The sequence below is a fragment of the Microbacterium sp. EB106-03-03-XG65 genome (assembly GCF_058791955.1).
This window is the reverse complement of sequence record NZ_JBYTEB010000001.1, coordinates 1,903,008-1,926,192: the sequence shown is the minus strand read 5'-3', so window position 1 is coordinate 1,926,192 and position 23,185 is coordinate 1,903,008. Positions and strand designations below refer to the sequence as shown.

The following is a 23,185-nucleotide window of genomic DNA, read 5'->3' as shown; positions in this document are numbered from 1 at the left end:
CGAGTCGCCGCCGACGCGCTACATGCGCTCGGGCGCGGACACTCCGAGAAGGTCGAGGCCGTTGCGGAAGACCTGGCCCGCCGCGTCGTTGAGCCAGAGGCGCGTGCGGTGCACGGTCTCGATGGGGTCGTCACCCTGCGGGATCACTCGGCAGTTGTCGTACCACCGGTGGTACAGGCCCGCCAGTTCTTCGAGGTAGCGCGCGACACGGTGCGGCTCGCGCACCTCTGCCGCGAAGGCGACGATGCGAGGGAATTCCTGCAGCGCGCCGAGCAGCGCCGCCTCGGTCTCGTGCGTGAGCGTCTCGGGGGCGAACTCGGAACGGTCGACCCCTGACTCGGCGGCGTTGCGCGCGACGTTGTGCGTGCGCGCGTGTGCGTACTGCACGTAGAACACAGGGTTGTCGTTCGTGCGCTTCTGCAGCAGCTCGGGATCGAGGGCGAGAGGAGAATCGGCGGGCGAGCGCTCCAGCGAGTACCGCAGCGCATCGGTGCCGAGCCATTCGCGCAGGTCGTCCATCTCGATGATGTTGCCGGCGCGCTTGCTCAGACGTGCCCCGCCGACCGAGACGAGCTGTCCGATCAGCACCTCGACGTTCTTCTCGGGATCTTCGCCCGCCGCACCCGCGATCGCCTTCAGGCGGTGCACGTAGCCGTGGTGGTCTGCTCCCAGGAGGTAGAGCTTGTACTCGAAGCCGCGGTCTCCCTTGTTGAGGTAGTAGGCGGCGTCGGCCGCGAAGTAGGTGTACTCGCCGTTGGAGCGGCGGATCACGCGGTCCTTGTCATCGCCGAAGTCGGTCGTGCGCACCCAGACCGCGCCCTCAGCGTCGAAGACATGGCCCTGCTCGCGCAGGCGGTCGACGGCGCGGTCGACGAAGCTGACGCCGTCCGCATCCTTGGCGTGGAGCGTGCGCTCCGAGAACCACACGTCGAAGTCGACGTTGAACTTCGAGAGCGACTGCTTCTGCTCTTCCAGCTGGAAGCCGTAGGCGAGTTCGCGCGTGACGACCACCTGCTCGTCTGCCGCGAGCTCGAGCAGATCCGGTCGTGCGGCGAGAACACGCGCGGCGAGATCGCCGATGTAGCTGCCGGCGTATCCGCCTTCCGGGGTGGGCTCACCCTTGACGGCGGCCAGGACGGAGTTCGCGAAGCGCTCCATCTGCACGCCTGCGTCGTTGATGTAGTACTCCCTCGCGACGGTCGCTCCGGATGCCGAGAGCACCCGCGCGATCGCATCACCGAGTGCCGCCCAGCGCGTGTGCCCGATATGCAGGGGCCCGGTGGGGTTCGCGCTCACGAACTCGATGTTGATGCTGTGACCGGCCTGCGTGTCGTTGTGTCCGTACTCGGGACCGGCGTCGACGATGACCTTGGCCAACGCGCCTGCTGCGGCAGCATCCAGACGGATGTTGATGAATCCAGGGCCAGCGACCTCGGCACTCTGCACGCCGTCGACCTGGGCGAGACCGTCGGCGATCTGCTGCGCGAGTTCACGCGGGTTCGTGCCGAAAGGCTTCGCCAGGCGCATCGCGATGTTCGAGGCCCAGTCGCCGTGGTCGCGGTTGCGCGGACGCTCGAACACGATGTCGGACGCGGAGACGGCGAGCGGCTCGCCGGGACGACGTTCCTCGGCGATCGGTGCGAGGACGGCGAGGAGGGCTTCGGCGAGCGTTTCAGGGTTCATAGGCCTCCCAGTTTACGGCTCGACCTGCGGCGGGAATTTGCATCGCGAGATTCGTGATCTACAGTCATGCCATGCGCCCCGCGATCACCCGCCGCCGCCTGCCGCTCGCAGGGGTGGCGGTGGCGATCGTCCTGGCTCTCGCGGCCGTGGTCCTCGGAGTGCTCCGGCCCTGGACTCCGGCGCCGACCACCGCTCCCGTCGGGGCGGCATCCGCCGACGAGAATGCGGTCGTGATCTCGCCTGCTCCGCTGCTGCTGCCGGACGACCCGACCGTGCTCGTCTTCGGGGATTCGTGGACCTACGGCTCTGCGGCGACGCTCCCGACAGAGGGGTACGCGTATGTTCTGGCCGACCTGCTCGGCGGCGAGACGATCGTGAACGGGGTCCGCGGCAGCGGCTACCTGAAGCCGGGACTGGACGGACCCGCATTCGGCGAACGGATCGCGGCGCTCGACCCGACGCTCGCGCCCGACCTCGTCATCGTGCAGGGATCGATCAACGACCGCGAGCAGGGTGAGGCGGGATATCGCGAAGCCGTGACCGCCGCCTGGGATGCACTGTCGGCGAAGTACCCCGACGCCACGATCGTGGTGCTGGGCCCCGCCCCGCACGAACTCCCCGTCGGCGCGGGCACCGCCCGTATCGACAGGGATCTCGGAGAGCTGGCAGCTGCACGCGGATGGTGGTACATCTCCCCCGTCGCGGGGAATTGGATCACGGAGCAGAACTACCTGTCGGTGATCGATGTCGATCTGGGTCGCAAGCACCCCTCGACCGACGGCCACCGGTACCTCGCGGAGAAGCTGGCCGCCGCTCTCGCCGAACTCGGCGACGCGCCCGTGACCGAGGCCGGGTCGGAGACCACCGCCGAGCAGTGATATTGTCGACCGGTACGCCTCCGTAGCTCAGTGGATAGAGCGCCGGTTTCCGGTACCGTAGGTCGCAGGTTCGACTCCTGTCGGGGGCACATCGGGTTGTACGCGGATGGTATGTGAATACGTACGCGTTACCCCCAAGTACGAGAAAAGCCGCCTGGTTCCAGGCGGCTTTTCTCGTTGGTGAGCAACGGGAAGCACTAGTCGGGGCTTCGATATTCCTTGACGAACAAAGACGGCCCGAAGGTGGGCACCGCGACCCGTAACTGGGCATGCTGGCGCCGACCTTCGAGCCGGTGATCTGACTGGGGTGTGCGCCCGCTGGCTATGTGCGGGCTGGACTGAGTTTTGCCCGACCCCGCTGATGGGTCACGCGCTGCTGAGGCGAGCTGCGGCGTGGCTTGCGCTTCTTGGCGCGCGGAGCTTCAACACCTGCCTCGTAGTCCAGACCGTCTTCGATTTTCTGAGCGGCGAAGTCCCGAATCTTGTCCAGGTTCGCTGCGACGACAGTCATCGTGGCGAGGAAGTACTGCGCAGCGGAACCCCGGAGGCGGCGGCGGGAACCGTCCTCAAGTGCATGACTGCCTCCGTCCTTGAGGTACGCGTTGAAGGACTCGACGCTGTTGCGTCCATGGCCGTACATCTCACGCCAGTCCTTCGAGCCGTACTGATACTCCTGGGCGAACTTGCCGCCCGCCTCAGCCGGGAAACTGACGCTAGTGACGTTGTCGCATACCTTCGCAGGCCCTTCCACGGGTCGTCTGATGATCGTGAGGGGCACCTTTCCCGACGCGAGCTTGTTCGGCTTCCGCGGGCACGAAGCTGTGGGCGTGTTGGCGCCCGCTGGGCAGGACCATGGCCTCATCCCGTTCGGCTTCTGCGCACCCTTCGGACTGAAGAGATAGGGAGCACGCGCCGCGACGTCGCTGTGCCATTGCTGCGTGCGAGAGTGAGCCCGGGCGGCGCGCTGCGACTTCGTCAGCGAACGGTTCTTGTCGTCAGCGTCCTCACCGGCCCGGTAGCGCTTGCTCGCGTCGATGAGCGTCTGCGGCATCGAGGCGCAGTACCAGTGCCGTCGACCATGATGGCCCCTGCGTAGCTGTCTTGGTAGCCGAGGGAGTTCTTGTGGTAATCCATGACGAGCTTCGCACCGGTGGAGCGAAGATAGTTCTGGAGGTCGGCTTCCTTGGCGCCTGGAAGGTACGCGCGGTCCCCGATGACGTGGTCGAGCTGAAGACCGCGACTCACGATGTTCTCGAACATCGTGCGTGCCGCTTTGCCCGGTCCAAACGCCGGGGCGTGATGTCCAATGCCGACAACGATGTGTGGTGTGGATGACACCACACGCTACCGAGCCGCGAAGACCCTGACTTTGGCCACGAATACGAAGGCGCGGCGGCGCGCGCTCGATGTGTTTGAAACACTCCCCCATAACGCCTCTAGTGCCGCAGCAATCGCAGGCCCCCTTGAGGACTGGATCCAGGACGCTCGCGTGAGCGAGGTCCGCATGGTCTGCGAGACCATTTTCCGTCACCATGCAGGCTTTGCTCCGCAGGTCACCGCTCGGTTGAGGAGGTCGGTGCCGAGTTGGCGTAAGAAGATGGGACACAAACTGTCGGCTAGTGCAGAGAAGCGGCTGCGGGCGATGGGGTATCTGCCTGCGAACCGAAAGCTCACCGGAGCGAAGCGCTAAACGCTTTCAGAGCCGCTCTCCAATCAGGCGTGACGAACGATGCGCGGCCGAGTCGCTGCACAGCCGCACCTACTACTCCAACCTGCCACTCGAGGCCCTGAACCGCCCAAGGGCCCAGCTATTCAAGCATCGACTCCGGCACTGGCCGGCCCTACACGACCTCGTGGGGCTCGCTGTGAGAAGCTGGTAGCTTCTCTCACCTAAGCCGCGTCGACGCCTGTTCCTGCTGCGATCAGCGACGGCCGTCGAGCGCCGTTCCGTATGCCATCTCCTCTGCGCAGCGCTGGGAAAAACAAGGGTCAGCGTGAGAGGCGAGAGCCCCAGGGTCAGACTCCGTTATAGGTTGCGCAGCAGGAACTTCAAGCACGTCGGCGAGCCGGTGGATCATGGACGTGCGATACCGGTCGGGGGTACGGCTCGTGGGAACAGCGCGCGGGGCCATGGACCGGGTCACGGCCTGACCTGGGCTACTCGTAACTGCGGTGAACATGCCAGGCGTGCTCACCCCTGAAGACGTCGAACACCAGGGAGTGGCCCTCGTCATCCGTGCCCTGGAACCGCCATCCGTGCAACCCTCGGTCCGACTCCGGCACCCCTGACCAGATCGAGTCCCTGAGTCGCGTGGGCGTGTCGGAGACCTTCCATCGACGCCCGGCGAAGACCATTCGCGCCGGGATGTCGTCGACCATCCATATAGTCGCAGGTAGATGAGCAGGAGCCGGTCGCATGAATCGAGAATAGAACAAATCTTCGAATCTTGCTACCGTTGTCACTGGGCCGGAGAAGGGAGCCGGCATGGGCACGAGCAAGCGTCTCGCGGCCCACTACGACATGCGCTCTCAGCATCAGGCGATCATCACCGCAGCGCGCGCCGGTCCGCTCCAAACGCTTACAGACCGCGAACTCGCGCTCCGGGAACAGCCCGTCACGATCTATCCGCAGCCGTATCGTGCGGTCCGCGCCTGGGTGCGCTTCGGCCCTGAAGCGGTGCGGGTCGATGCGAAGCTCGCGCGGTCGACACCGTTGGCCGCAGGCATCGAGTTCCGGGCAGGCGACCAGACGTTCCGGTGCTGGGTGTGGGGCAACGCTGTAACCGTCGATGAGACGTAGTCGGGACACTGCCAACCCTCCGAGTACTCAGTGCAGTGCAGTCAGGCGGGTCGAGCGCCCTGCTGCGACCGTGCTTTCTCAGCGCAGGGCGCTCACCCACCATGCTCGGTTTCGACCGAGGACCCAGCTTTCCTGCGGCGCCTAAGCAACGGGACGGATATGTCGCGAGCAAGGGGAACTAGCGAGTGGACTAGCAGGAGGCAACGCGCTCGATCTCGTCGAACGCGCTGCCTCCGGTCCAGGAATCGAGAGTTATTGCTGGATGAACGCGAGGATGTCGGGGTTGATGACATCCGCGTGCGTGGTGAGCATGCCGTGCGGGTAGCCCTCGTAGATCTTGAGCGTCGCGTCGCTGAGGATCTCTGCCTGCTTGACGGACGCATCCTGGTAAGGCACGACCTGGTCGTCGTCGCCCTGCAGCACGAGGACCGGCACCGTGATGGCCTTGAGGTCGTCAGTCTGGTCGGTCTCAGAGAACGCCTTGATGCCCTCGTAGTGTGCGAGCGCGCTGCCGGTCATGCCCTGACGCCACCAGTTGGCGACCACGGGCTCGGAGAGCTCCACTCCTTCGCGGTTGAATCCGTAAAACGGCCCGGATGCGACCGCCTGGAAGAACTCAGCGCGGTTCGCGGCAAGGGCGTCGCGAAAGCCGTCGAACACCGAGATCGGCGTACCCTCGGGGTTTGCCTCGGTCTGCAGCATGAGCGGAGGAACAGACGACACGAGCACAGCCTTCGCGACGCGTCCCTGCGGTTCCCCGTACTTCGCGACGTAGCGGGCGACCTGCCCGCCGCCGGTGGAGTGTCCGATGTGGATCGCGTTCCGGAGATCGAGGTGCTCGACGACCGCGTTCACGTCGCTGGCGTAGTGATCCATGTCATGGCCGACGCTGGTCTGCGAGGAGCGACCGTGGCCGCGACGGTCGCTGGCGACGACACGGAATCCCTTGCCGAGGAAGTAGAGCATCTGCGCGTCCCAGTCGTCCGACGACAGCGGCCAGCCGTGGTGAAACATGATGGGCTGGGCGTCGCGGGGGCCCCAGTCCTTGAAGTAGATATCCGTACCGTCGTCCGTGGTCACAAAGGACATGGGTGTCTCCAAGGGGTTGTCGAGCCGGGCAGAGCCCGGATTCTGTCATGAGATCTCCGCGCGGGTCGGCGGAGTCACACCTCACGGTAAGAGGCCGAGCAGGCGAGACGGCTCCGACGTTTGACGAGTCCTCCTACTCGCTCTGGTGAATCAGCGAATGTCGACATCGGACTCGACGGTCGTCGTGCTCCGCGCCGTTCCACCACGCCTAAGGTCGCTGAGACGGAGGAGGTCAATCATGTCTCACGGAGTATCGGTGATGTGCGCGCACATCCACTTCCCGGGTGGTTGGTGTTGAACCCCTACATCCTCGTATCCATCGGTGGAACGGTCGGAACGCTTCTGCGGATCCTGCTCGGCTTGGTTCCCGGAAACTCCGAGTTTCCATGGGTCACGTTCGTGATCAACATCACTGGCGCGGGGTTGCTGGGAGTCCTTTACGGGCTCACCAGCCGCTTCGTCGCATCCACCTCAGCGCGCACTCGGATGAGGCTTCTGCTGGGAACCGGACTGATGGGTGGCTATACGACCTACAGCACTCTGGCCGTCGGAACGGACGGCCTCATTCTCGGGGATCGCCTGCTCCTTGGCGCCACGTATGCCATTCCCACGGTCGTGCTGGGGATCCTGTCAGCGTTCTTCGCCGAGCGCGCGTGCCAGGCACGCACTATTCCGGTGGCGCGGGCATGACCCCTACCATCGGTCTCCTCGCCGCTCTGGCCGGAGGACTAGGCGCCACGGCGCGATGTGCACTCGACTCCCGCATCACGGCGCACGTCGGTGGTGCGTTCCCGTGGGGAACTTTCATCATCAACGTGACGGGAGCTTTCCTCCTCGGCGTCGTCACCGGGGCCGCCGACGCATCCCTGCTGCCCGAACCATGGAGCGTCGTGCTCGGCCTGGGATTTCTCGGCGGATATACGACGTTCAGCACCGCGAGTGTTCAGGCCGCCGAGCTCTTCGCCCGCCGACGCGCGAGGCTTGCTGTCGGTTATGCGGGCGGCATGCTTACCGCGGCACTCGCGGCGGGGCTGCTGGGACTTGGTCTGTTCTCCGCGTGAATATCGTCCTGTAAAGCCGCGGCTGATGGCATCACTCGCGACGCTGGCTAGGCATCTGCGCGCTTGAGCCGAGAGATCACGACATGCCCTGCTCCGGGCCCCCAGCCGAACTCCGTCTCCTCGCCAGACGCTCCCACAGCGCAATCACGAGGACGCGAAGTACCAGGACCGGGAGAATGAGCACGACGTAGGCGACGAGGATAGGCAAGGCGAACGCGTCGTTTCTCCCTGATACCGCGACAGCAGCCTTCGCCGAATCGTGCGTACGCGGGGGCTTCGCATTCGAGTGCCGGAGGCTCATCGTCAGGCGCCTTTCTGACGGACGTCGGGGGAACGAGGATTCGGAACGTCGAAGGAACCGGGGCGAATCGTCGTCAGGAACAGGGCCAACGCGAGCAGGGCGGGCAAGACAGCCGCGTGGTCGCCGAACAAGGTCGCACCCGCTGCTCCGACCAGGCACCCGCCGATGAAGCCCGCGAGCAGTGGCCATGTCTGCGTCCATCTCTGCCGGGCTTGTTGATCCTTTCCCCGCGACCGGGCGATGTCGGTGACGGCGATGGTCCCCGCGACGAGGTTGCCGGTCATCACCGCGGTGGAGAGTGCGCGATCCGGGACGAGATGGAGGTAGGCGTTCTGTGCTGCCATTGCGCACACCGCGAGCATTCCAATAAGGACGGCGATTCCGGACTTCGGGTGTGCCGATGCCTGGGTGGTGAAGGACAGGACTGCTGCGGCGATGAGGAACGCTGCCTGAACTCCGAGGAGCAACCGGTTCGTGGCGGGAGTGTGGGCGCCGATGCGGCGGGCGACGAGGGTCGCAGCCACCGTCGCGACGATGAACACCGGCACGGCGAGCATCGAGGCGAGGTCGGGGAGTGTCCCACGCACGACGTCTGCGGCTATCACCACGAGGTTGCCGGTGACGTGTGCGGAGAAGAATCCACCGAGCAACAGCCAGCTTGTGACGTCAGTGACCCCGGCGATGACCGCGAGGGCGGCGGGTACGGAGATCTGTCGGTTCATGTCGTCCGCCTCTGCCGGATGAGTCCGTAGAACCGCATGGGGATGGCTAGCCCCGCCGCCATCGCCATGATGATGAAGACCGCGGTCGCACCATCGGTGAGCGCCCCGAACGACGGTGACGCGCTGCCGGCGAACGTCAGCACCCCCAGTGCGTCGATGGTGCGGAAGATGTAGACGCCTGGGACAAGAGAGACCACGGCCGCGAAGCCGATGCCAGCGAACGGGATGTGCTTGGCGTGGGCGACGGGGGCCAGCGCGAACCCGACGAACAGGCACGCGACAAGCGCGCCCACCGCGATGTTCCAGCCCCAGACGTCCATGACGAACCACCGAAGCCCGTGCGCGACCGCGCCGACAACGACTGGCCACCAGATGAGCCGCAGCGGCATCGCGAAGTACACCGGATAGGACGCGGCGGCGATAGCTGCTGCGAGCACGTCCAGTCCCAGTGCGACCTCGCGTCCTGGTGGGGTGGGTGGGAGTCCCGTGCCGAATGCGGCCAAGCCGATGGCGAGCCCGGTCCCGATGGACAGCAGAAGGAGGCCGGCGTATCCGAGACGCGCGAAGCCGAGCGGGATCCGCAGGTTGAGCAGGTCGAGCGTGGCGTTGAGGATGTGCGGTCCGGGGACCAGGATCATCGCGGGGCAGACAGCGATGAGGCGCAGGGCGGAGCTGAGATCTGCGTGTACGGCAAGCCCACCGATGAGCCCGGCGATGAGAGCGGCGGTGAAGACCTGCCCGATGGGTCCGACGTGTAGGCGTGCGAGTGCGCGTCGGGCGACGCCACCGAGCACTGCGCTGCCCGCTGCGAGTCCTACGGCCGTTGCGTCTTGTGCGCCGAAGATGACTGCCAACGAGGCGGAGCCGGTGGCGCTGGCGAGGAGGAAGAGCCAGATGTTGGCCGGCCGCATCTTCTTCGCGTCAGCGAGTGCCGTTGCAAGATCGGCCTCTCCTGCCGATCCGGCGCCCACTTTGTCGATTGTTCCCATGAGCCTCGCGACGGCGTTCATGGCGATTCCGGTCGGTGGCGCGACAACGATGCGGGGCGCGGAGGCTACGCCGGTGCCGCGTTCCGCCAGTGTCACGGCTGTCCAGGCGGGGATGAGTTCGACGTCGGTGCCGAGGCCGTGGTTCATCCGGTCGATGGCGGCGAGCGTTACCGAGGTGGATTCGCCTGAGGCTTGGAGCGTCGCCGACGCGCTGGTGATGAGGTCGTGCCTCGTCGCCAGCGCGTCGGCGTCATTGTGCAGCTGCATCAGGCTCCGCCGACTCCGCGACCGACGAGGTCGGTCGGCACGACGATGGAGTCGAACTGCTCGGCGGTGACCTTGCCGGAAGCGAGCGCCGCTTCGCGAAGCGTCTGGTCTTTCGCCAGGGCGTCTTCCGCGATGTGGGCAGCGGTCTGGTATCCGATGACAGGGCTGAGCGCTGTCACGAGCATGAGGCTCTCGCCGACGTAGGAGCTGATCTTCTTCTCGTTCAGTTCCGTGCCCGACACCGAGTATTCGAGGAACTTCGCCATCCCGTCGCCGAGGATCCGCGCGGAGTGGAGGAAGTTGTTGATGATGATGGGGCGCATCGCGTTGAGCTCGAAGTTGCCCTGCGACCCTGCGAATGCCACGGCCGAGTCGTCTCCGATGACCTGGATGGAGATCATCACAATGGCCTCGCACTGGGTCGGGTTGACCTTGCCGGGCATGATGGACGAGCCCGGCTCGTTAGACGGCAGCACGAGTTCCGCGAATCCGGTCCGCGGCCCGGAGGCGAGCCAGCGCATGTCGTTGGCGATCTTCATCAGCGACACGGCCAGTCCGCGCAGCGCCGCGTGAGCGCGGACCATCGCGTCCAGCGAGCCCTGCGCCTCGAACTTGTTCGGGGCGGTGACGAACTTCTTGCCTGTCAGCTCGGCGATCTTCGCCGCGACCTGCACCGAGAAACCCTCGGGCGCGTTCAGGCCGGTACCGACCGCGGTTCCGCCGAGAGCCAGCTTCAGCAGGTCTTCACGGCTGTGTTCGATGTCGCGGATGCCCGATTCCAGCTGCGCCGCGTAGCCTGACCACTCCTGCCCGACGGTCAGTGGAACAGCGTCCTCGAGGTGGGTGCGGCCGATCTTCACGACGTCCATCCACTGCTTGGACTTGCGTGCGATCTCTGCGTGCAGCGCCCGCAAACTCGGCAGCAGCCGGTCGTCGAGCTCCGTCAGTGCAGCGACGTGCATCGCCGTGGGGAACGAGTCGTTGCTGGACTGGGCCATGTTGACGTCGTCGTTCGGACCCACGGGCTGTTGGGTGCCGAGCGTTCCGCCGAGCAGCTGGATAGCGCGGTTCGAGATCACCTCGTTCACGTTCATGTTGCTCTGCGTGCCGGATCCGGTCTGCCAGACGTAGAGGGGGAACTCCTCGTCTAGGTCGCCCGCAATGACCTCGTCGGATGCCTGGACGATGGCCTTCGACTTCCAAGGGGCGAGACGCCCGGCGCTCTCGTTCACGAGGGCCGCGGCCTTCTTCACGACGCCGTACGCGCGGTAGACCTCGATGGGCATGTGGTCGTGGCCGATGGAGAAGTGCTGCAGGGAACGCTGCGTCTGTGCACCCCAGTAGCGTTCGGCCGGAACGTCGACCGTTCCCATGCTGTCGAACTCGCTCCGCTGGCCGGTCTGTCCGGTGCCGATGGGCACGTTCTGGTACACGGGGGTGTTCGCGTCGGTGGTGGTCATGGGTTGCTCCTTCTCGTTTTCAGGGGGTCGGGTTGTTCTGAGTGGGGTCGATGGGGCCACGCGCCGACGATGCCGCGATGAATAAGGTGAGGAGGACGGCTGCGGCGGCACTGAGTGACGCTCCGGCCCACAGCTCGTCGATGCCGAAGCCCGTGCCGCCACCGACCACGAACGCGATGAGGACGACGAAGTAGGCGCCGGCAGGTCGCATGTGTGATTCGCCGTCGTCGGAGATCCGCCGGCCCAGAGCTCGGGCAACGAGGCTTGCGGCCATCTGGACGACGGAGGTCACGGCGATGTTGCCGTAGAGCATGCCGGTCTCGCGGTGGAAGGCATTCCCTTGCACACCCGCGATGAAACTGACCGTCCATGCAACCGCCCACGGGCTGATTCCGGTAGTCGCGGTGAGCACGGAGAGAAGTGCGACGATGACGAGTTCGAAGACGAGGACCTCGGCGGAGTACGGCTTGTCTTCGCGCGCGCGCCACAGGACGTAGATGCTGCAGACGAACGCACCGAACGCGAAGACGAGGACACTGGTCGCTGCGAGGAGCACACGCCCGTCGTTGCCGTCGGCGAGGAAGTAGCCGATAGACAGCAGGTTTCCGGACTGGACGGTGGCGAACGTGCCCACCTGACCGAACGTCCACGCGTTGAGAAGCCCGGACACGAGGGCGAGTGCGACCGCTGCCGGGGCCGTCTCCAACAGCGGGTAGCGGCGAGCGGATGTGTGGACTGAGTGCGTCATGGGGCCTCCTGAGTGGGTGCCTACTCATGAAAATGCCGATTGCACTGAGTCCCTTGCGACGAGAGTCGAGTGAGCATTCGTCACGATTCGATGCGTTCCGAGCTCCCCGCTCGGCAGACTCCTCAGTACCGTCCGGAATCGTCACGAAGGAGCACTACATGGACATGTCCGAGAGCCCCGAGGTGGGCCACGAAGTCCCCACGCTGGGTAACCCCGATCTGCCACAGGAGGGCGAGGTGAACATCGCCGACCGCCCGCAGAGCAACACGATGACCGGGCCACAGAACGAGGTCATCGAGTCGCAGTTCCCGAACCAGATGCACGCGCCCGCGACAGACATCAGCACGCAGCCGTTCTTCTGGTCCTCGTTCAACATCTCACCCCGCCGCGTGCAGCGCGGCGGCTGGGCGCGGGAGCTCACCAAGCAGGACTTCCACATCTCCGACGAGATCGCCGGGGTGAACATGTACCTCGAGCCCGGCGGCATCCGCGAGCTGCACTGGCACCAGACCGCCGAATGGGCGGTCATGACCCGCGGCAAGGCGCGGGTGACGACTCTCAGCAGGTCGGGTCTGCCCGCGGTGGAGGATGTCGAAGAGGGTGATCTGTGGTTCTTCCCCGCCGGCACCCCGCACTCCCTGCAGGGCCTCGGCCCGGACGGGGCAGAGTTCGTGCTCGCCTTCGATGACGGCGACCAGTCCGAGTCCAACACACTGCTGCTGACCGACTGGTTCGCACACACCCCACCCGAGGTCCTCGCGAAGAACTTCGGCGTCGCGCAGGAGGTCTTCTCCGACATCCCGCTGCACAACCTCTGGATCTTCCCCGGCGAAGAGCCGCCGGCGCTCGACGTCGACCAGGCCGCCGCCGGCGTCGAGTGGGGCATGGAGCCGGTGATCTTCCGGCTGTCACGGTCGAAGCCGCTGTATGAGAACACCGGCGGATCCATCCAGATCGCCGACTCGACCAACTACGCATACTCGAACACGGTCGCCGCCGCGCTCGTCACCGTCGAGCCCGGATCCATGCGCGAGCTGCACTGGCACCCCAACGCCGACGAGTGGCAGTACTACCTGCGAGGATCCGCCCGCATGACCGTCTTCAACACGGGTCCGCACGCGAACACGACCGACTTCCGTGCCGGCGACGTTGGCGTGGTGCGCAAGAACTTCGGCCACTACATCGAGAACACCGGCGACGACGTGTTGCAGTTCCTCGAAGTGTTCCGCACCGACAAGTACGAGGAGATCTCCCTCGCGAACTGGCTCTCCCACGTGCCCCCGCAGCTCGTCTCCGCCCACCTGAACATCGACCCCGCGGTGCTGGCGACGTTCCCCCGAGGAGCACAGGGCATCACGCCTCTGCGCTGAGGACGTATCTCGTGAAGGGGGTGTGACGCAGGGCGTCACACCCCCTTCACATGCGCTGCGAGGAGGGGGTTCCGCGGACGCCCCACCGGCGAGCGACAGCCACAGTGCAGAGCACGGCGCCTGCGACGGCGCCACCGACAACGGTGTCAATGATGCGTGTGCTCATGGACGCTTCGAGGAGCGGACGGCTGCCGCCGGCCACGAGAAGAAGCGCCATCGGAGTTACCAACATGAGCGCGAACATGAGGTTGCTGCGGATGAAGAACACGAACCCGAACACGAGTCCGCCGACGACACCGACGAGCGCGAACCCCTCGGGTATCCAGAGCATGAAGACCAGCGCGATGCAGACGCCGAGGGCGGTTCCGATGAGCCGCTGAGCCATCCGCAGAGTCCCGAGGTGCAGGTCGGAATCTTTCTGCAGGATGCTGATGACAGCGAGGAGCACCCACCCGACGTGATGAAGACCCAGCGACGCACTCACGAGAACGGCGAGGACGATTGCCACAGTGAGGCGCGCGAAGATGCGCACAGAATCCGACCCCCAGCTGTACGTCCAGCGGTAGTCGTGAGGGAGCTTGGCATCGTCTGCCCGCACTCGAGGCAGCGCGAGCGGCGCAACAACCACGACGTACCCGGTGATGACGCCTAGCGCCACAACCGAGAGAACGAGAAGCGGGTCCACCCCACCTCCGCCCATCGACACGGGTGCCGTTAGCTGCCCCATGGAGCCGGCAGTGAGGACCGGGAAGATGGCGCCGGGCGGTCCCACGTTGAACGTCAAACTCAGGTACGAGAAGACGACGGCGACGATGCTCATCGCGAGAAGGCTTGTCGGCAGTGAACTGCCTGTGCTGATGCCGATGATGGTGCCCACGAGGAAGCCACCCGCGATGACAGGCAGCTTCGCGGCACGCTCTCGCCGGCTTTGCCCGGAGAGGTACAGGACGATGAGCGCCCCGAACGCCGCAAGGAGTCCCAGGCGCAGTTGTCCGAAGGCGGCGAACACGGCCGGTGGCCCGGCGACCGCGATGGCCGCTTGGGTGGCGGGAACCCACGCGCGAGGCGCGGGAGCGAAATGCACAAGCGCCCGTGCGATGCGGGCCGCGCTCATGAATCCTGCGTCGCTCGCGCGGTCACCCGCGTCCAGTGGAGTTCGCTGTGAAAGGTGAGCCCGTCGATGGTGGTGCGTGGAGATCCTGTGATGAACAGATCGTTGCCGTCGATTCGGGCGTGCCGCGCCTGCGGTTTGCCTTCCCATCCAGTGAACAGGGCGACATCCACGTGGTGAGTGACCATGTCGCTGGTGGAGTCGACGGTGTAGGGCCCGGCGTAGGCGATGAAGCCTCCGGCCATGAGCGCCAGGTTCGCGGTCGAGACGGACTGCGGGTCAGCGTCGTTCGTGCGAACCCGATCCGTTGACCCGAGGGTCGCGGAGACGATGCCGTCAGGGCTGTACGAGAGGTAACCGTTCACGTGGGGACCGAACTCCGGCATCCGCACGCCGTCGGCGAAGACTTCGGTCGCGCTGACAAGCCGCCATGCGCCGACGAGGTCCGAGGCTGAGAGTGTCATGAGGTCTTCTCCTGTCGAGTGCCTGCTGGCACGGTGACGTGCTTGTGTCGCGGTTTCGTGTGTGCGCCGGCGACGCTGTCGTGCTCGATGAGGTGGTTGACGTCGACGGACTGTGCGAGCGCGCCGGCCGTTTCAATGACGACCTGGTCGTACTGCGTGAGACGGGTCTGGTGCTGTTGGAGATGTTCGCTCCAGCTGCCAACGCCGAAGACCTCGACCCACGTGCCGTCTTCTCGGTCCTGGTACAAGGCCCACGTGCGGGCGCCAGTGCGTCGACGGCTGTGCTCCACAGCATTCATCTGCTGTACGAACGCGTCTTCCTGCTCTCCTGCCACGTCGTATCGGACGAGGACGAGAGTCGGGCTGTCCCCGTCGATGTCCTGGACGGCGTCCGCCAGCGGAAGGGCGAACGTGTCTCTCTTCTTGTCTGCCGTTTCCAGCAGAGGCCAGAAGAGCTGGGATGCGGCGACGACGAGCGTCGCTGCTCCAGCGATTGCGCTGGTGGCGATGGCACCTATCCATCCGGCGATGAGTCCGCTCGCGAGACCACCCGCTGCCATCGACCCGTAGAGAACCATCTGGTAGACGGACAGACCTCGGGCGCGGACCCAGACGGGAAGGAAGGACTGGACGGCGCCGTTCAGCGTGGCGACGACGCCGATCCACGCTGCTCCAGCAATCGCGAGGATCGGCAGTGTGAGGAAGATCCATGGGGATACGGCGACTCCGATGGTCGCGGCCCCGAACAGCACCGACGACAGCAGCACTGTCCGGTTCGCGCCGAGGGCGTGGAACCACGGGATGAGGAACGCCGCACCGACTGAACCGATGCCGAGCCCTGCGAGCAGGAGCCCGTACCCGGCGGAGTCAAGGTTCAAGCGCTGTGTGGCAATGAGCGGGAGGAGTGCGTAGAGCACGCTGGCCGGGACGACGAACGCGCCGAGGCGGACGTACATGCGGCGAACGACGGCAGCCTGCGTGACGTAGCGAAGTCCTGCACGTGCCGCGTCTACGAACCGCTCGGCCTGATGAGGGTTCGGGCGGTAGGTGCGCCAGGTGATGAGGACGATGAGGAATGCGGCGAAGGACAGCAGGTTCATCCCGAAGACGAATGCGACACCGAACCCGGAGAGAAGGACGCCGGCGACGGCGGGGCCGATGGCACGTGCGACGTTGACGGATACGGCGCTGAGGGAGGCCGCCATCGGCACCATACGGAGCGGCACGATCTCGGTGGCCAGCGCCTGATAGGCGGGAAGCTGCACGGCCGTCGCCGCACCGAGGAGCACGGTGATGAGCAGCAGCAGGTAAGGCGTCATCTCCCCCGTCGCGGTCAACGTCACGAGAGCTGCGCTCAGCAGCACCTGAAGCGTCTGCATCCAGATCAAGACTGAACGACGGTTCAGGAATTCGCCGAGCACTCCCGCCGGGATGCCGAGGAGCAGCACAGGAGCGGCGGACGCTGTCTGGATGAGGGCGATGAGGAGCGGGTGGGTGTGCTGCTCCACCATGAACCATTGCGCCCCGACTGTCTGCATCCAGGTGCCGATGTTGCTGACCAGCGCCGTCAACCACAGTGCTCGGAAGATCGGGACGGACAGGGGCGCCCAGATCGACATGCGGGGTGCGGTGTCGTCGGACGTCGTGACGTCGCCGGTTGCGGGTCGGGGTGCCGGTGTGTTCATGGCGGTGTCTCCAAAGTCGATGTGATCTGCCGGGAGCAGCAACCCCCGTTCGATGCCGCTGCCCGACAGATCCAGCCCCAGACGGGCTACTGCTCGAGGGCGTTCAGGACGACCTTCCCCACGGTCTGCCCGCCTTCGAGAAGTTCATGTGCGCGGTTCGCTTCTGCGAGCGGGAAGACCGCGTCGACTGCGCCGCGGATGGCACCGCTTTCGATGAGCGGTAGGACGTCGCGCGTGACCTCGGCGATGATCTCGGCCTTCTGCGCTGCGGGGCGCGCCCGCAGGAGGGTGGCGGAGATGCTGGCTCGGCGCGACATCAGCTCCCACAGATCGACGGTGGCGGGACCTGTGGATCCGCCGATGATGACGAGGTGTCCATCGTCGGCCAGGCATTCGATGTTGCTCTCGAGGTAGGGCGTGCCGACGATGTCGAGGATGGCGTCTACGCCACGCCCGTTCGTCGCGGCACGCGTGACCGAGGCGAAGTCCTCGCTGCGGTAGTTGATGGCGACGGATGCTCCAAAGCCGAGGACGGCATCTGTCTTCGCCTTGCTTCCGGCTGTCCCGATGACCCGGGCGCCGATAGCGGTTGCCCACTGTGTAGCGAAGGACCCGATGCCCCCGGCCGCACCGTGAATGAGAACCGTTTGACCCGCTTTCAGGCCCGCGATCATCGCAAGGTTCGAGTAGACGGTGCAGGCGACTTCGGGAAGGCCCGCCGCTTCGAGCATGGTCATGGTGGTGGGCTTGGGCATCACCTGGGTGGCGGGGACGACGACTTCTTCCGCGTAGCCGCCGCCGGTGAGGAGCGCGCAGACTTCGTCTCCGACCTTCCAGCCGGTGACGTCCGCGCCCACGGCGTCGATGACTCCGGCGCATTCGAGCCCGAGTCCGGGAGGAGCTCCCGGGGGCACGGGGTAGTGGCCGCGACGTTCGAGCAGGTCGGCGTTGTTGATGCCGGCGGCGTGGACGCTGATGCGCACCTCGTGAGGTGCGGGGTGGGGTCGGTCCACCGAGATGAGGCGGAGCACGTCAGGTGAACCAGGTCGGGTGAACCGTACTGCTGAGGTCATGGGGTTCCTTCGTTCTCGAACGCGAGCGGGTGGAGGAGACAGTCTGCCCCCTCCACCCAGACGGGTTCTTAGTGCTCGTCGTAATGGTCGCCGTGAAGCGCGTGACGGTGGTCGTCGTGGACGTAGTCGACGTGGTCGCCGTGGGCGACCGCCTCGTGTCCGCAGCTCGCGCCGTGCTCGTGCTCTGCGACCTTGTGGTGCTCGGCGTGCGTGTCCGTGGTAGCCATGGTCACTCCGCTCAGGCGGATGCGTTGGCCTTGGCGTACGCGACGATGCTCTGCGCGTAGTGCGGCGTCTCGAGCTCGCAGTGACGGCCCGAAGCCTCCTGGCGGGCGGCGGCGGCCTCCTCGAAGGTCTGTCCGCTGGCCGTGATGAACTCCAGGAACTCCTCCGTGGGGTGCGAGGTGACGGTGTTGACGTAGCGCAGCTGGTCGCCCTCGAGCTGCTCCATGCCGAGCTCCCAGATCACCTGGGTGGTGGTCCAGCCGGCCGGGGAGAGAACGTCGGAGATGGAGACCATCTTGCAGTAGTGCTTGGAGGCGACCTCGTAGCGGTAGTTCTGGATGACCAGGCCCGCTCCGATGACCTCGACGTTGATCGACATGGGTGTGCCGTCGTCGTCGACCGTGTAGCCGGCAGCCTTGTGGTCGCCGGGCGCACAGCGCTGGTACTCGTGGGTGGGAAGGTTCTTCAGCCACGCTTCGATGTCGATGTCATCGAAGTTGCCGGTCACGTCGGAGGTGACCACGGCGTGCGAGAGCACGAGGTCGGGGCGAGGGGTTGCAGCCATGAGTGGCTCCTTTGGTTCATGCCGGCGATTCGGCGGTTGTGTGGATTGGCACGAGCCGGCGATCCGGCGTTCGCAGATGCGACGTTATTCGGCAGTTTCGGGGGCTACATCCCCCGGGTCCCGCCGATACATCGCATGTTCTATTCGCGCACCCTCTGGCCGAATAGCGTTGCGACGATTGGCGAAAGTCGCTTCGTCTCGTGTTCAGCCGTTGCGCGAGTATCGTGAGTGCGTGCCCCCGTCCCGCAAGCCACATCGCGCCAGCAACCGCGACGCGCTCGCGGGAAGTGCAGCCGACCTCTACTTGATTCCCGTTCGTGGCCGAAAGCCAGAAGTTCATGCGATTGAGCAGGGGTTCGATCTCGCGTTCGCCGGCCAGAACGCAGTCACGGTTTTCTCCGGTGACCCCGGCATGGGGAAGACCCGCCTGCTGCAGCATGCGCTGCAGCAGGCACACGGACGCGGGTGGGCCACGCTGGTCGTGGCACCCGATTTCGACTCTCAGCTATCCCCGTTGGGCGCCCTCATCAGCGCGGTAGTGGAAGCGGATCCGCCGCTGCTCACTGCAGACGAGTTGCACGCGGCGATTCAGGGCACGTCGCCGCAGTATTGGATCACCCGTGTCCTCGGCGACACTCTGGAAGCTGCCAGCTCCCGGGCAGGGGTGCTCGTCGTCGTTGACGATCTCCAATGGTTGGATTCCGCATCCCTTGCGGTCCTCACCGCCCTCCTGCGAATTCTCGAAGGCCTCCCCGTGTATTGGGTCTTCGCCACGCGCAGCGGGGCCTACGGACCGGAGCATCGGCGATTCCTCATCAGTCTTCGAGAGTTCGCTTCGGTCATCGATCTGGCCTCGCTTGACCTGGATGCCATCGACGCGATGGCCCGCGACATTCTCGGGGCCGCGCCGGGGCCGAAGGTTGAGGTGGCCATCCGCAAGACCGGCGGGTCGCCACTTCTGATCCTCGAGATGCTTCGCGGGATGGAAGAAGAAGGCCTCCTCCAATCGTCTCGGGGCATGGTCGACCTCGAAAAGGACGTGGTCCCAGCCCGGTACGGGGCGTCGGTACGCGAGCGCATCGCAGCGCTGAGCGTTGACGCTCGTCGAATCATTCAGATCGGCAGCCTCTACGGTCGAGAGTTCCCCCTCAACGGCGTCCTCGAAGTCGTCGGCCAATCTGCGGCGGAGGTGGTGCCCGCGGTCCAGCAGCTCCTCGACCTGGGGTTCGTCGTCGACACCGGAAGCAGTTTTGCATTCCGACACGACACGATTCAGACGGCAGCATACGACAGCCTGTCTCCGACTGTCCGCCGGGCGGTCGCCCGCGAAGTTCTCCAGCATCGATTGCGGGCGGGCGAGTCCGTATCCTCTCTGGCTTCCCCGATCTCCGCCGCGGCGGAGGCGGGAGACGACGCGTCTATTGATCTGCTCTTTACCGCTGCTATGGAACTCGCCCCCATCGATGCCCGCGGCGCGGCCGAGCTGACAGTCCGCGGGGCACGGCTGGCGCAAGGGCGAACGCATCACTCCGCTCGTGTGGTCGAGTTACTCCCCTTGGTCCTCGCTGGCGGTCTGCAAGACGACGCCCATCGAATCCGCGAGTCGCTCACGCCCGGGCTCAGCGCGGAAGAGCGCGCACGGGTGAGTCTCGCATTCGCTCGGCAGCTCACGGAGTCAGACTTCGGAAGGGCCATCGAGGAGACCGAAGCTGCACTTGCGCTTGCGGGCGTCTCGCAAAAGACGGTGGTCGAACTACTCGCGGTTCGGGCGCTCAACTATGCGAATAAGGCTGATGCCGTCGGCCTGCGGGACAGCCTGGCACGCGCGCGTCAGCACGCCGATGATGAACGCGATCTCCTCGCACTTGCCACCGTGGACGCCACCGAGTCAGTGCTCCTGTTCAACGAGAATCGCTTCGATGATGCGCAACAGTTGCAAGCTTCGGCGCTCGAGAAGCTCGAACGCGCCGGCAGATCCGCGGCGCTGTGGGTACCGGAGGGCCTGTGGATGGCCTTCATGCTGAACAGCAGAGGCGACTGCGTGGACGCTCTTCGGCTTGTTGACGAGGGTCTACGTGATGCGAGAAGTGCGAAGTACGTCGTCGCCGAGGCGTTCTGGATGATGGTGCGCTCCCGGGTCCTCTACGACCTCGGTCGTATCGATCAAGCGCGCGAGCAAGCCGAGACTGTTCTGGACCTGGCCGACCTGCTCCATCTCGGCGACTTCGCGAACGCCACCGCGGGCGTGGTGCTACACCGGATCGCCCTGGACACGGGCGATGTCGAACTGCGCCAGACTGTTCGGCCGCTCGTGCAGCAACTCGCTGACGGTTTCAGTCTGACCCGAACCGGCAACTGGAGTCTGGCCCTGGAAGCGTTCGATCTCGGCGATATCGAGGCGGCCTACGGGTACACAGCGATAGCGCGCGAGTGCGTGAGCGTGCCCGTTCCCTCGATGACCACACCGGCAGACTTTTCCGACGATGTGTACCTCGCCTATCTGAGCAAAAAGATGGGCGACGACGCCGCCGTTGAAAAAATCGCGCGGCACGCCGCCAGTCGTGCATCTCAGAACCCGAACAACGCATACGTTGCCGCGGTGTCATCAGCAGTGCTCGCAGTCCGCGATGAATCGTTCTCCTCTGTCATGGAAGCTGTCGCCTTGATGGCGGACGTGGAACGACCGCTGATCCGTGCTCGGTTGCTCGAGCTCGCGGGCAGCCTCGCCCCGACCGACGAGGAAGCGGCGAGCTGCTATGTGCAAGGAATGCGACTGTTCGAGGAGCTCGGCGCGGCCCGAGAAGTGAGTCGCGTGCTCCGAACCCTCCGAAACCGCGGAGTTCGGACTAGGGCGAAGTCGGTCAGCGACGGCCCGATGGGGCTGTCTTCACGCGAGTACCAGGTCGCTGAACGTATTGCGGCAGGGCTGACGACACAGAAGATCGCCGAGGACCTCATGGTCTCCCCGCACACGGTTGTCACGCACATCCGCCACATCTTCTCGAAATGGGGCGTGAATACGAGGCGTGAGGCGGCACATCGTTTCCAAGAGGAATCCGCCGCCGCGACGACCTCGAACCAACAGGGCTAGTCCGACTCCCCCAGGTATCGGCGGATAAGGGTTACGGCCATCGCTCCTTCGCCGACCGCTGATGCGACCCGTTTGACGGAGTTCGCGCGTACATCTCCGGCGGCAAAGATCCCGGGGACCGACGTCTCGAGGTAGTACGGCGGGCGCGCCAAAGGCCACCGCTCAAGATCGGCGGGGGCCAGGTCCACACCGGTCAGGACAAACCCACGACTGTCGAGCTGCACATCGGTCGTCTTCGCCCACTCGGTGTTCGGCGCGCCGCCGATACAGACGAATAGGTGGGTTGCAGCAACCCGTGTCGTCGTACCCGCCTGCTCGAGTGTGATCTCACGCAAGTGATCACCGCCATCGACGGCCACGACGCGGGTATGAAGGAGGATGGTGACGTTCGGTTGCACGGCGAGACGGTTGAGTAGGTAGGCCGACATGGTCGAGGAGAGCGAAGCTCCGCGCACGACGATGGTGACATGGGCGGCGTGAGCGGCCAGGTTCATCGCTGCCTGTCCCGCAGAGTTAGCGCCACCCACGACGTACACGTGCAACCCGATGCAGGCGGAGGCCTCGCTGGTGCCCGCACCGTAGTAGATGCCCGCCCCTTCCCACTCATGCTCCCCCTCTAGACCGAGTCGCCTCCACTGCACGCCGGTCGCCGAGAGTGCCGCGCGGGCATGGATCTCCGAACCGTCGGCGAGGACGGCGCGCACGTCATGGTCTTTGAACGTCCGGGCGATGCCGTGACGCATGAGAACGAGGTCGGCACCGAAAGACAGCGCCTGGCGGCGGGCTCGCTCGGCGAGCTCTGCACCGGAGATCCCCCCGGGAAAGCCGAGGTAGTTCTCGATGAGGCTGCTGAAGCCGGCCTGCCCGCCGACAGCGTCGCGTTCTACGACAGCGACACTGAGACCCTCCGACGCAGCGTAGACGGCAGCCGAGAGTCCTGCAGGGCCCGCGCCGTGGATGATGAGGTCGTACGCAGACCGTGACGGCGGCGTCACCCACCCCAACACGGATGCCACCTGAGCTGGCGTGGGGTGCTCGAGCACCTCCCCGTCTGCGAACAGCACCAAGGGAAGCTGGCGACCGGTCAGGAGCACGCCTTCGGCCTCGCGAGAGCCAGGCGGCACGCTGATGGACAAGAAGGGCACTCCACTTCGAGTCAGATAGTCGCGCAGTGCATAGGCGTCTCGTCCATCCGCGTCCGCAAGGAGTTTGAGCGGCAGCTTGCTGCCAGGAGTGATCTCAGTCATGCGTTCTCGGCGAGTTGATCTTCCCAATTCCTCGGCACGCGATCTGCCGGCCCGGGGGTGGTCTGGGATCGTGGGTGGCTTCGCGGAGGCGCGAGGAGAGGCCCCTCGAACGCTGTTTGGGTGTGGAAGTCCCAGAGCCAGTCCTCGCCCGGTTCGAAACTCTGGATGACTCGATGGCCGCTCGCGTGAGCGTGCTTCGTGGCGTGCTTGTGCAGGGAGTCGTCGCAGCATCCGACATGCCCGCAGAACGCGCAGCGGCGCAGATGCAGCCACCATGACCCGATCTTCTCGCACTCCGCGCACCCCGGCCCGGATGGCGGAACGTCCGCTCGGATGAAGTCGCTGACGTCGCTCAT

At 65.5% G+C, this 23,185-nt stretch carries 22 protein-coding genes and 1 tRNA gene; 7 read left to right on the top strand and 16 right to left on the bottom strand.

What is annotated here, in order from left to right; translation table 11 throughout:
* Positions 1–18 precede the first annotated feature (18 nt).
* Positions 19–1,683 carry an arginine--tRNA ligase gene (argS, locus tag AC3WS6_RS09020; protein WP_492500697.1) on the bottom strand — a complete coding sequence of 555 codons (1,665 nt, stop codon included), beginning with the start codon at positions 1,681–1,683 and terminating at the stop codon, positions 19–21.
* A gap of 71 nt (positions 1,684–1,754) precedes the next feature.
* Here argS and AC3WS6_RS09015 point away from each other — a divergent pair, with 71 nt between their 5' ends.
* Both AC3WS6_RS09015 and AC3WS6_RS09010 read left to right on the top strand, forming a co-directional pair.
* Complete coding sequence (locus AC3WS6_RS09015; protein ID WP_492500696.1) at positions 1,755–2,561, top strand: SGNH/GDSL hydrolase family protein; 807 nt, start codon at positions 1,755–1,757, stop codon at positions 2,559–2,561.
* 16 nt (positions 2,562–2,577) lie between these two features.
* Positions 2,578–2,650, top strand: a tRNA-Arg gene (locus AC3WS6_RS09010).
* Positions 2,651–2,883: 233 nt separating this feature from the next.
* Here the strand turns inward: AC3WS6_RS09010 and AC3WS6_RS09005 are convergent.
* Together AC3WS6_RS09005 and AC3WS6_RS09000 are read right to left on the bottom strand one after the other, a co-directional pair.
* Entirely contained in the window at positions 2,884–3,612 is a 729-nt protein-coding gene (locus tag AC3WS6_RS09005) for a hypothetical protein (protein ID WP_492500695.1), read from the bottom strand.
* A gap of 1,106 nt (positions 3,613–4,718) precedes the next feature.
* Positions 4,719–4,940: a hypothetical protein gene (locus AC3WS6_RS09000; protein ID WP_492500694.1), complete on the bottom strand. Its 222-nt coding sequence runs from the start codon at positions 4,938–4,940 to the stop codon at positions 4,719–4,721.
* Between the two features lie 106 nt (positions 4,941–5,046).
* Between AC3WS6_RS09000 and AC3WS6_RS08995 the strand changes: the two genes are divergently transcribed.
* Positions 5,047–5,361, top strand: a complete 315-nt coding sequence (locus AC3WS6_RS08995; RefSeq protein WP_492500693.1) for a hypothetical protein — start codon at positions 5,047–5,049, stop codon at positions 5,359–5,361.
* 252 nt (positions 5,362–5,613) lie between these two features.
* Here AC3WS6_RS08995 and AC3WS6_RS08990 read toward each other — a convergent pair whose 3' ends face one another.
* On the bottom strand, positions 5,614–6,450 hold the full coding sequence (locus AC3WS6_RS08990) for an alpha/beta fold hydrolase (RefSeq protein WP_492500692.1): 837 nt from the start codon (positions 6,448–6,450) through the stop codon (positions 5,614–5,616).
* 291 nt (positions 6,451–6,741) lie between these two features.
* Between AC3WS6_RS08990 and AC3WS6_RS08985 the strand changes: the two genes are divergently transcribed.
* Entirely contained in the window at positions 6,742–7,140 is a 399-nt protein-coding gene (locus AC3WS6_RS08985) for a fluoride efflux transporter FluC (RefSeq protein ID WP_492500691.1), read from the top strand.
* Entirely contained in the window at positions 7,137–7,511 is a 375-nt protein-coding gene (locus AC3WS6_RS08980) for a fluoride efflux transporter FluC (protein WP_492500690.1), read from the top strand. Before AC3WS6_RS08985 ends, AC3WS6_RS08980 begins: the two co-directional genes overlap by 4 nt.
* Before the next feature lie 303 nt (positions 7,512–7,814).
* Here the strand turns inward: AC3WS6_RS08980 and AC3WS6_RS08975 are convergent, their stop codons facing one another.
* From AC3WS6_RS08975 to AC3WS6_RS08960, 4 genes are read right to left on the bottom strand one after another with little or no spacing between them, the layout of a single operon-like run.
* Complete coding sequence (locus tag AC3WS6_RS08975) at positions 7,815–8,534, bottom strand: YoaK family protein (protein ID WP_492500689.1); 720 nt, start codon at positions 8,532–8,534, stop codon at positions 7,815–7,817.
* Positions 8,531–9,790: a threonine/serine exporter family protein gene (locus AC3WS6_RS08970; protein ID WP_492500688.1), complete on the bottom strand. Its 1,260-nt coding sequence runs from the start codon at positions 9,788–9,790 to the stop codon at positions 8,531–8,533. Before AC3WS6_RS08970 ends, AC3WS6_RS08975 begins: the two co-directional genes overlap by 4 nt.
* On the bottom strand, positions 9,790–11,250 hold the full coding sequence (fumC, locus tag AC3WS6_RS08965; protein WP_492500687.1) for a class II fumarate hydratase: 1,461 nt from the start codon (positions 11,248–11,250) through the stop codon (positions 9,790–9,792). The genes AC3WS6_RS08970 and fumC overlap by 1 nt, the downstream gene beginning before the upstream one ends.
* Before the next feature lie 19 nt (positions 11,251–11,269).
* Complete coding sequence (locus AC3WS6_RS08960) at positions 11,270–11,998, bottom strand: DUF1275 family protein (RefSeq protein WP_492500686.1); 729 nt, start codon at positions 11,996–11,998, stop codon at positions 11,270–11,272.
* Between the two features lie 158 nt (positions 11,999–12,156).
* On the opposite strand from AC3WS6_RS08960, the gene AC3WS6_RS08955 reads away from it, so the two are divergent.
* A complete protein-coding gene (locus AC3WS6_RS08955) occupies positions 12,157–13,368 on the top strand; it encodes a cupin domain-containing protein (RefSeq protein ID WP_492500685.1) in 1,212 nt (403 codons plus the stop codon).
* Positions 13,369–13,414: 46 nt separating this feature from the next.
* Here AC3WS6_RS08955 and AC3WS6_RS08950 read toward each other — a convergent pair whose 3' ends face one another.
* The 6 genes from AC3WS6_RS08950 to AC3WS6_RS08925 form a co-directional block, all read right to left on the bottom strand.
* Complete coding sequence (locus AC3WS6_RS08950) at positions 13,415–14,482, bottom strand: FUSC family protein (RefSeq protein WP_492500684.1); 1,068 nt, start codon at positions 14,480–14,482, stop codon at positions 13,415–13,417.
* Positions 14,479–14,943 (bottom strand): lipocalin-like domain-containing protein, encoded by a 465-nt coding sequence (locus tag AC3WS6_RS08945; RefSeq protein WP_492500683.1) that lies wholly within the window; start codon positions 14,941–14,943, stop codon positions 14,479–14,481. The genes AC3WS6_RS08950 and AC3WS6_RS08945 overlap by 4 nt, the downstream gene beginning before the upstream one ends.
* The gene (locus AC3WS6_RS08940) at positions 14,940–16,628 is read right to left on the bottom strand and encodes an MFS transporter (RefSeq protein WP_492500682.1); all 1,689 of its coding nucleotides are present in this window, start codon (positions 16,626–16,628) and stop codon (positions 14,940–14,942) included. Before AC3WS6_RS08940 ends, AC3WS6_RS08945 begins: the two co-directional genes overlap by 4 nt.
* An 86-nt stretch (positions 16,629–16,714) precedes the next feature.
* Entirely contained in the window at positions 16,715–17,701 is a 987-nt protein-coding gene (locus tag AC3WS6_RS08935) for an NAD(P)H-quinone oxidoreductase (protein WP_492500681.1), read from the bottom strand.
* Positions 17,702–17,769: 68 nt separating this feature from the next.
* On the bottom strand, positions 17,770–17,928 hold the full coding sequence (locus tag AC3WS6_RS08930; RefSeq protein ID WP_492500680.1) for a zinc transporter permease: 159 nt from the start codon (positions 17,926–17,928) through the stop codon (positions 17,770–17,772).
* Positions 17,929–17,939: 11 nt separating this feature from the next.
* Positions 17,940–18,491, bottom strand: coding sequence for a hypothetical protein (locus AC3WS6_RS08925; protein WP_350538891.1), 552 nt, complete (start codon positions 18,489–18,491; stop codon positions 17,940–17,942).
* 232 nt (positions 18,492–18,723) lie between these two features.
* On the opposite strand from AC3WS6_RS08925, the gene AC3WS6_RS08920 reads away from it, so the two are divergent.
* On the top strand, positions 18,724–21,582 hold the full coding sequence (locus AC3WS6_RS08920; protein ID WP_492500679.1) for a helix-turn-helix transcriptional regulator: 2,859 nt from the start codon (positions 18,724–18,726) through the stop codon (positions 21,580–21,582).
* Here AC3WS6_RS08920 and AC3WS6_RS08915 read toward each other — a convergent pair.
* Both AC3WS6_RS08915 and AC3WS6_RS08910 read right to left on the bottom strand, forming a co-directional pair.
* Entirely contained in the window at positions 21,579–22,829 is a 1,251-nt protein-coding gene (locus tag AC3WS6_RS08915; RefSeq protein ID WP_492500678.1) for an NAD(P)/FAD-dependent oxidoreductase, read from the bottom strand. The two genes, AC3WS6_RS08920 and AC3WS6_RS08915, sit on opposite strands and share 4 nt — an antisense overlap.
* A complete protein-coding gene (locus tag AC3WS6_RS08910; protein WP_492500677.1) occupies positions 22,826–23,185 on the bottom strand; it encodes a UBP-type zinc finger domain-containing protein in 360 nt (119 codons plus the stop codon). Before AC3WS6_RS08910 ends, AC3WS6_RS08915 begins: the two co-directional genes overlap by 4 nt.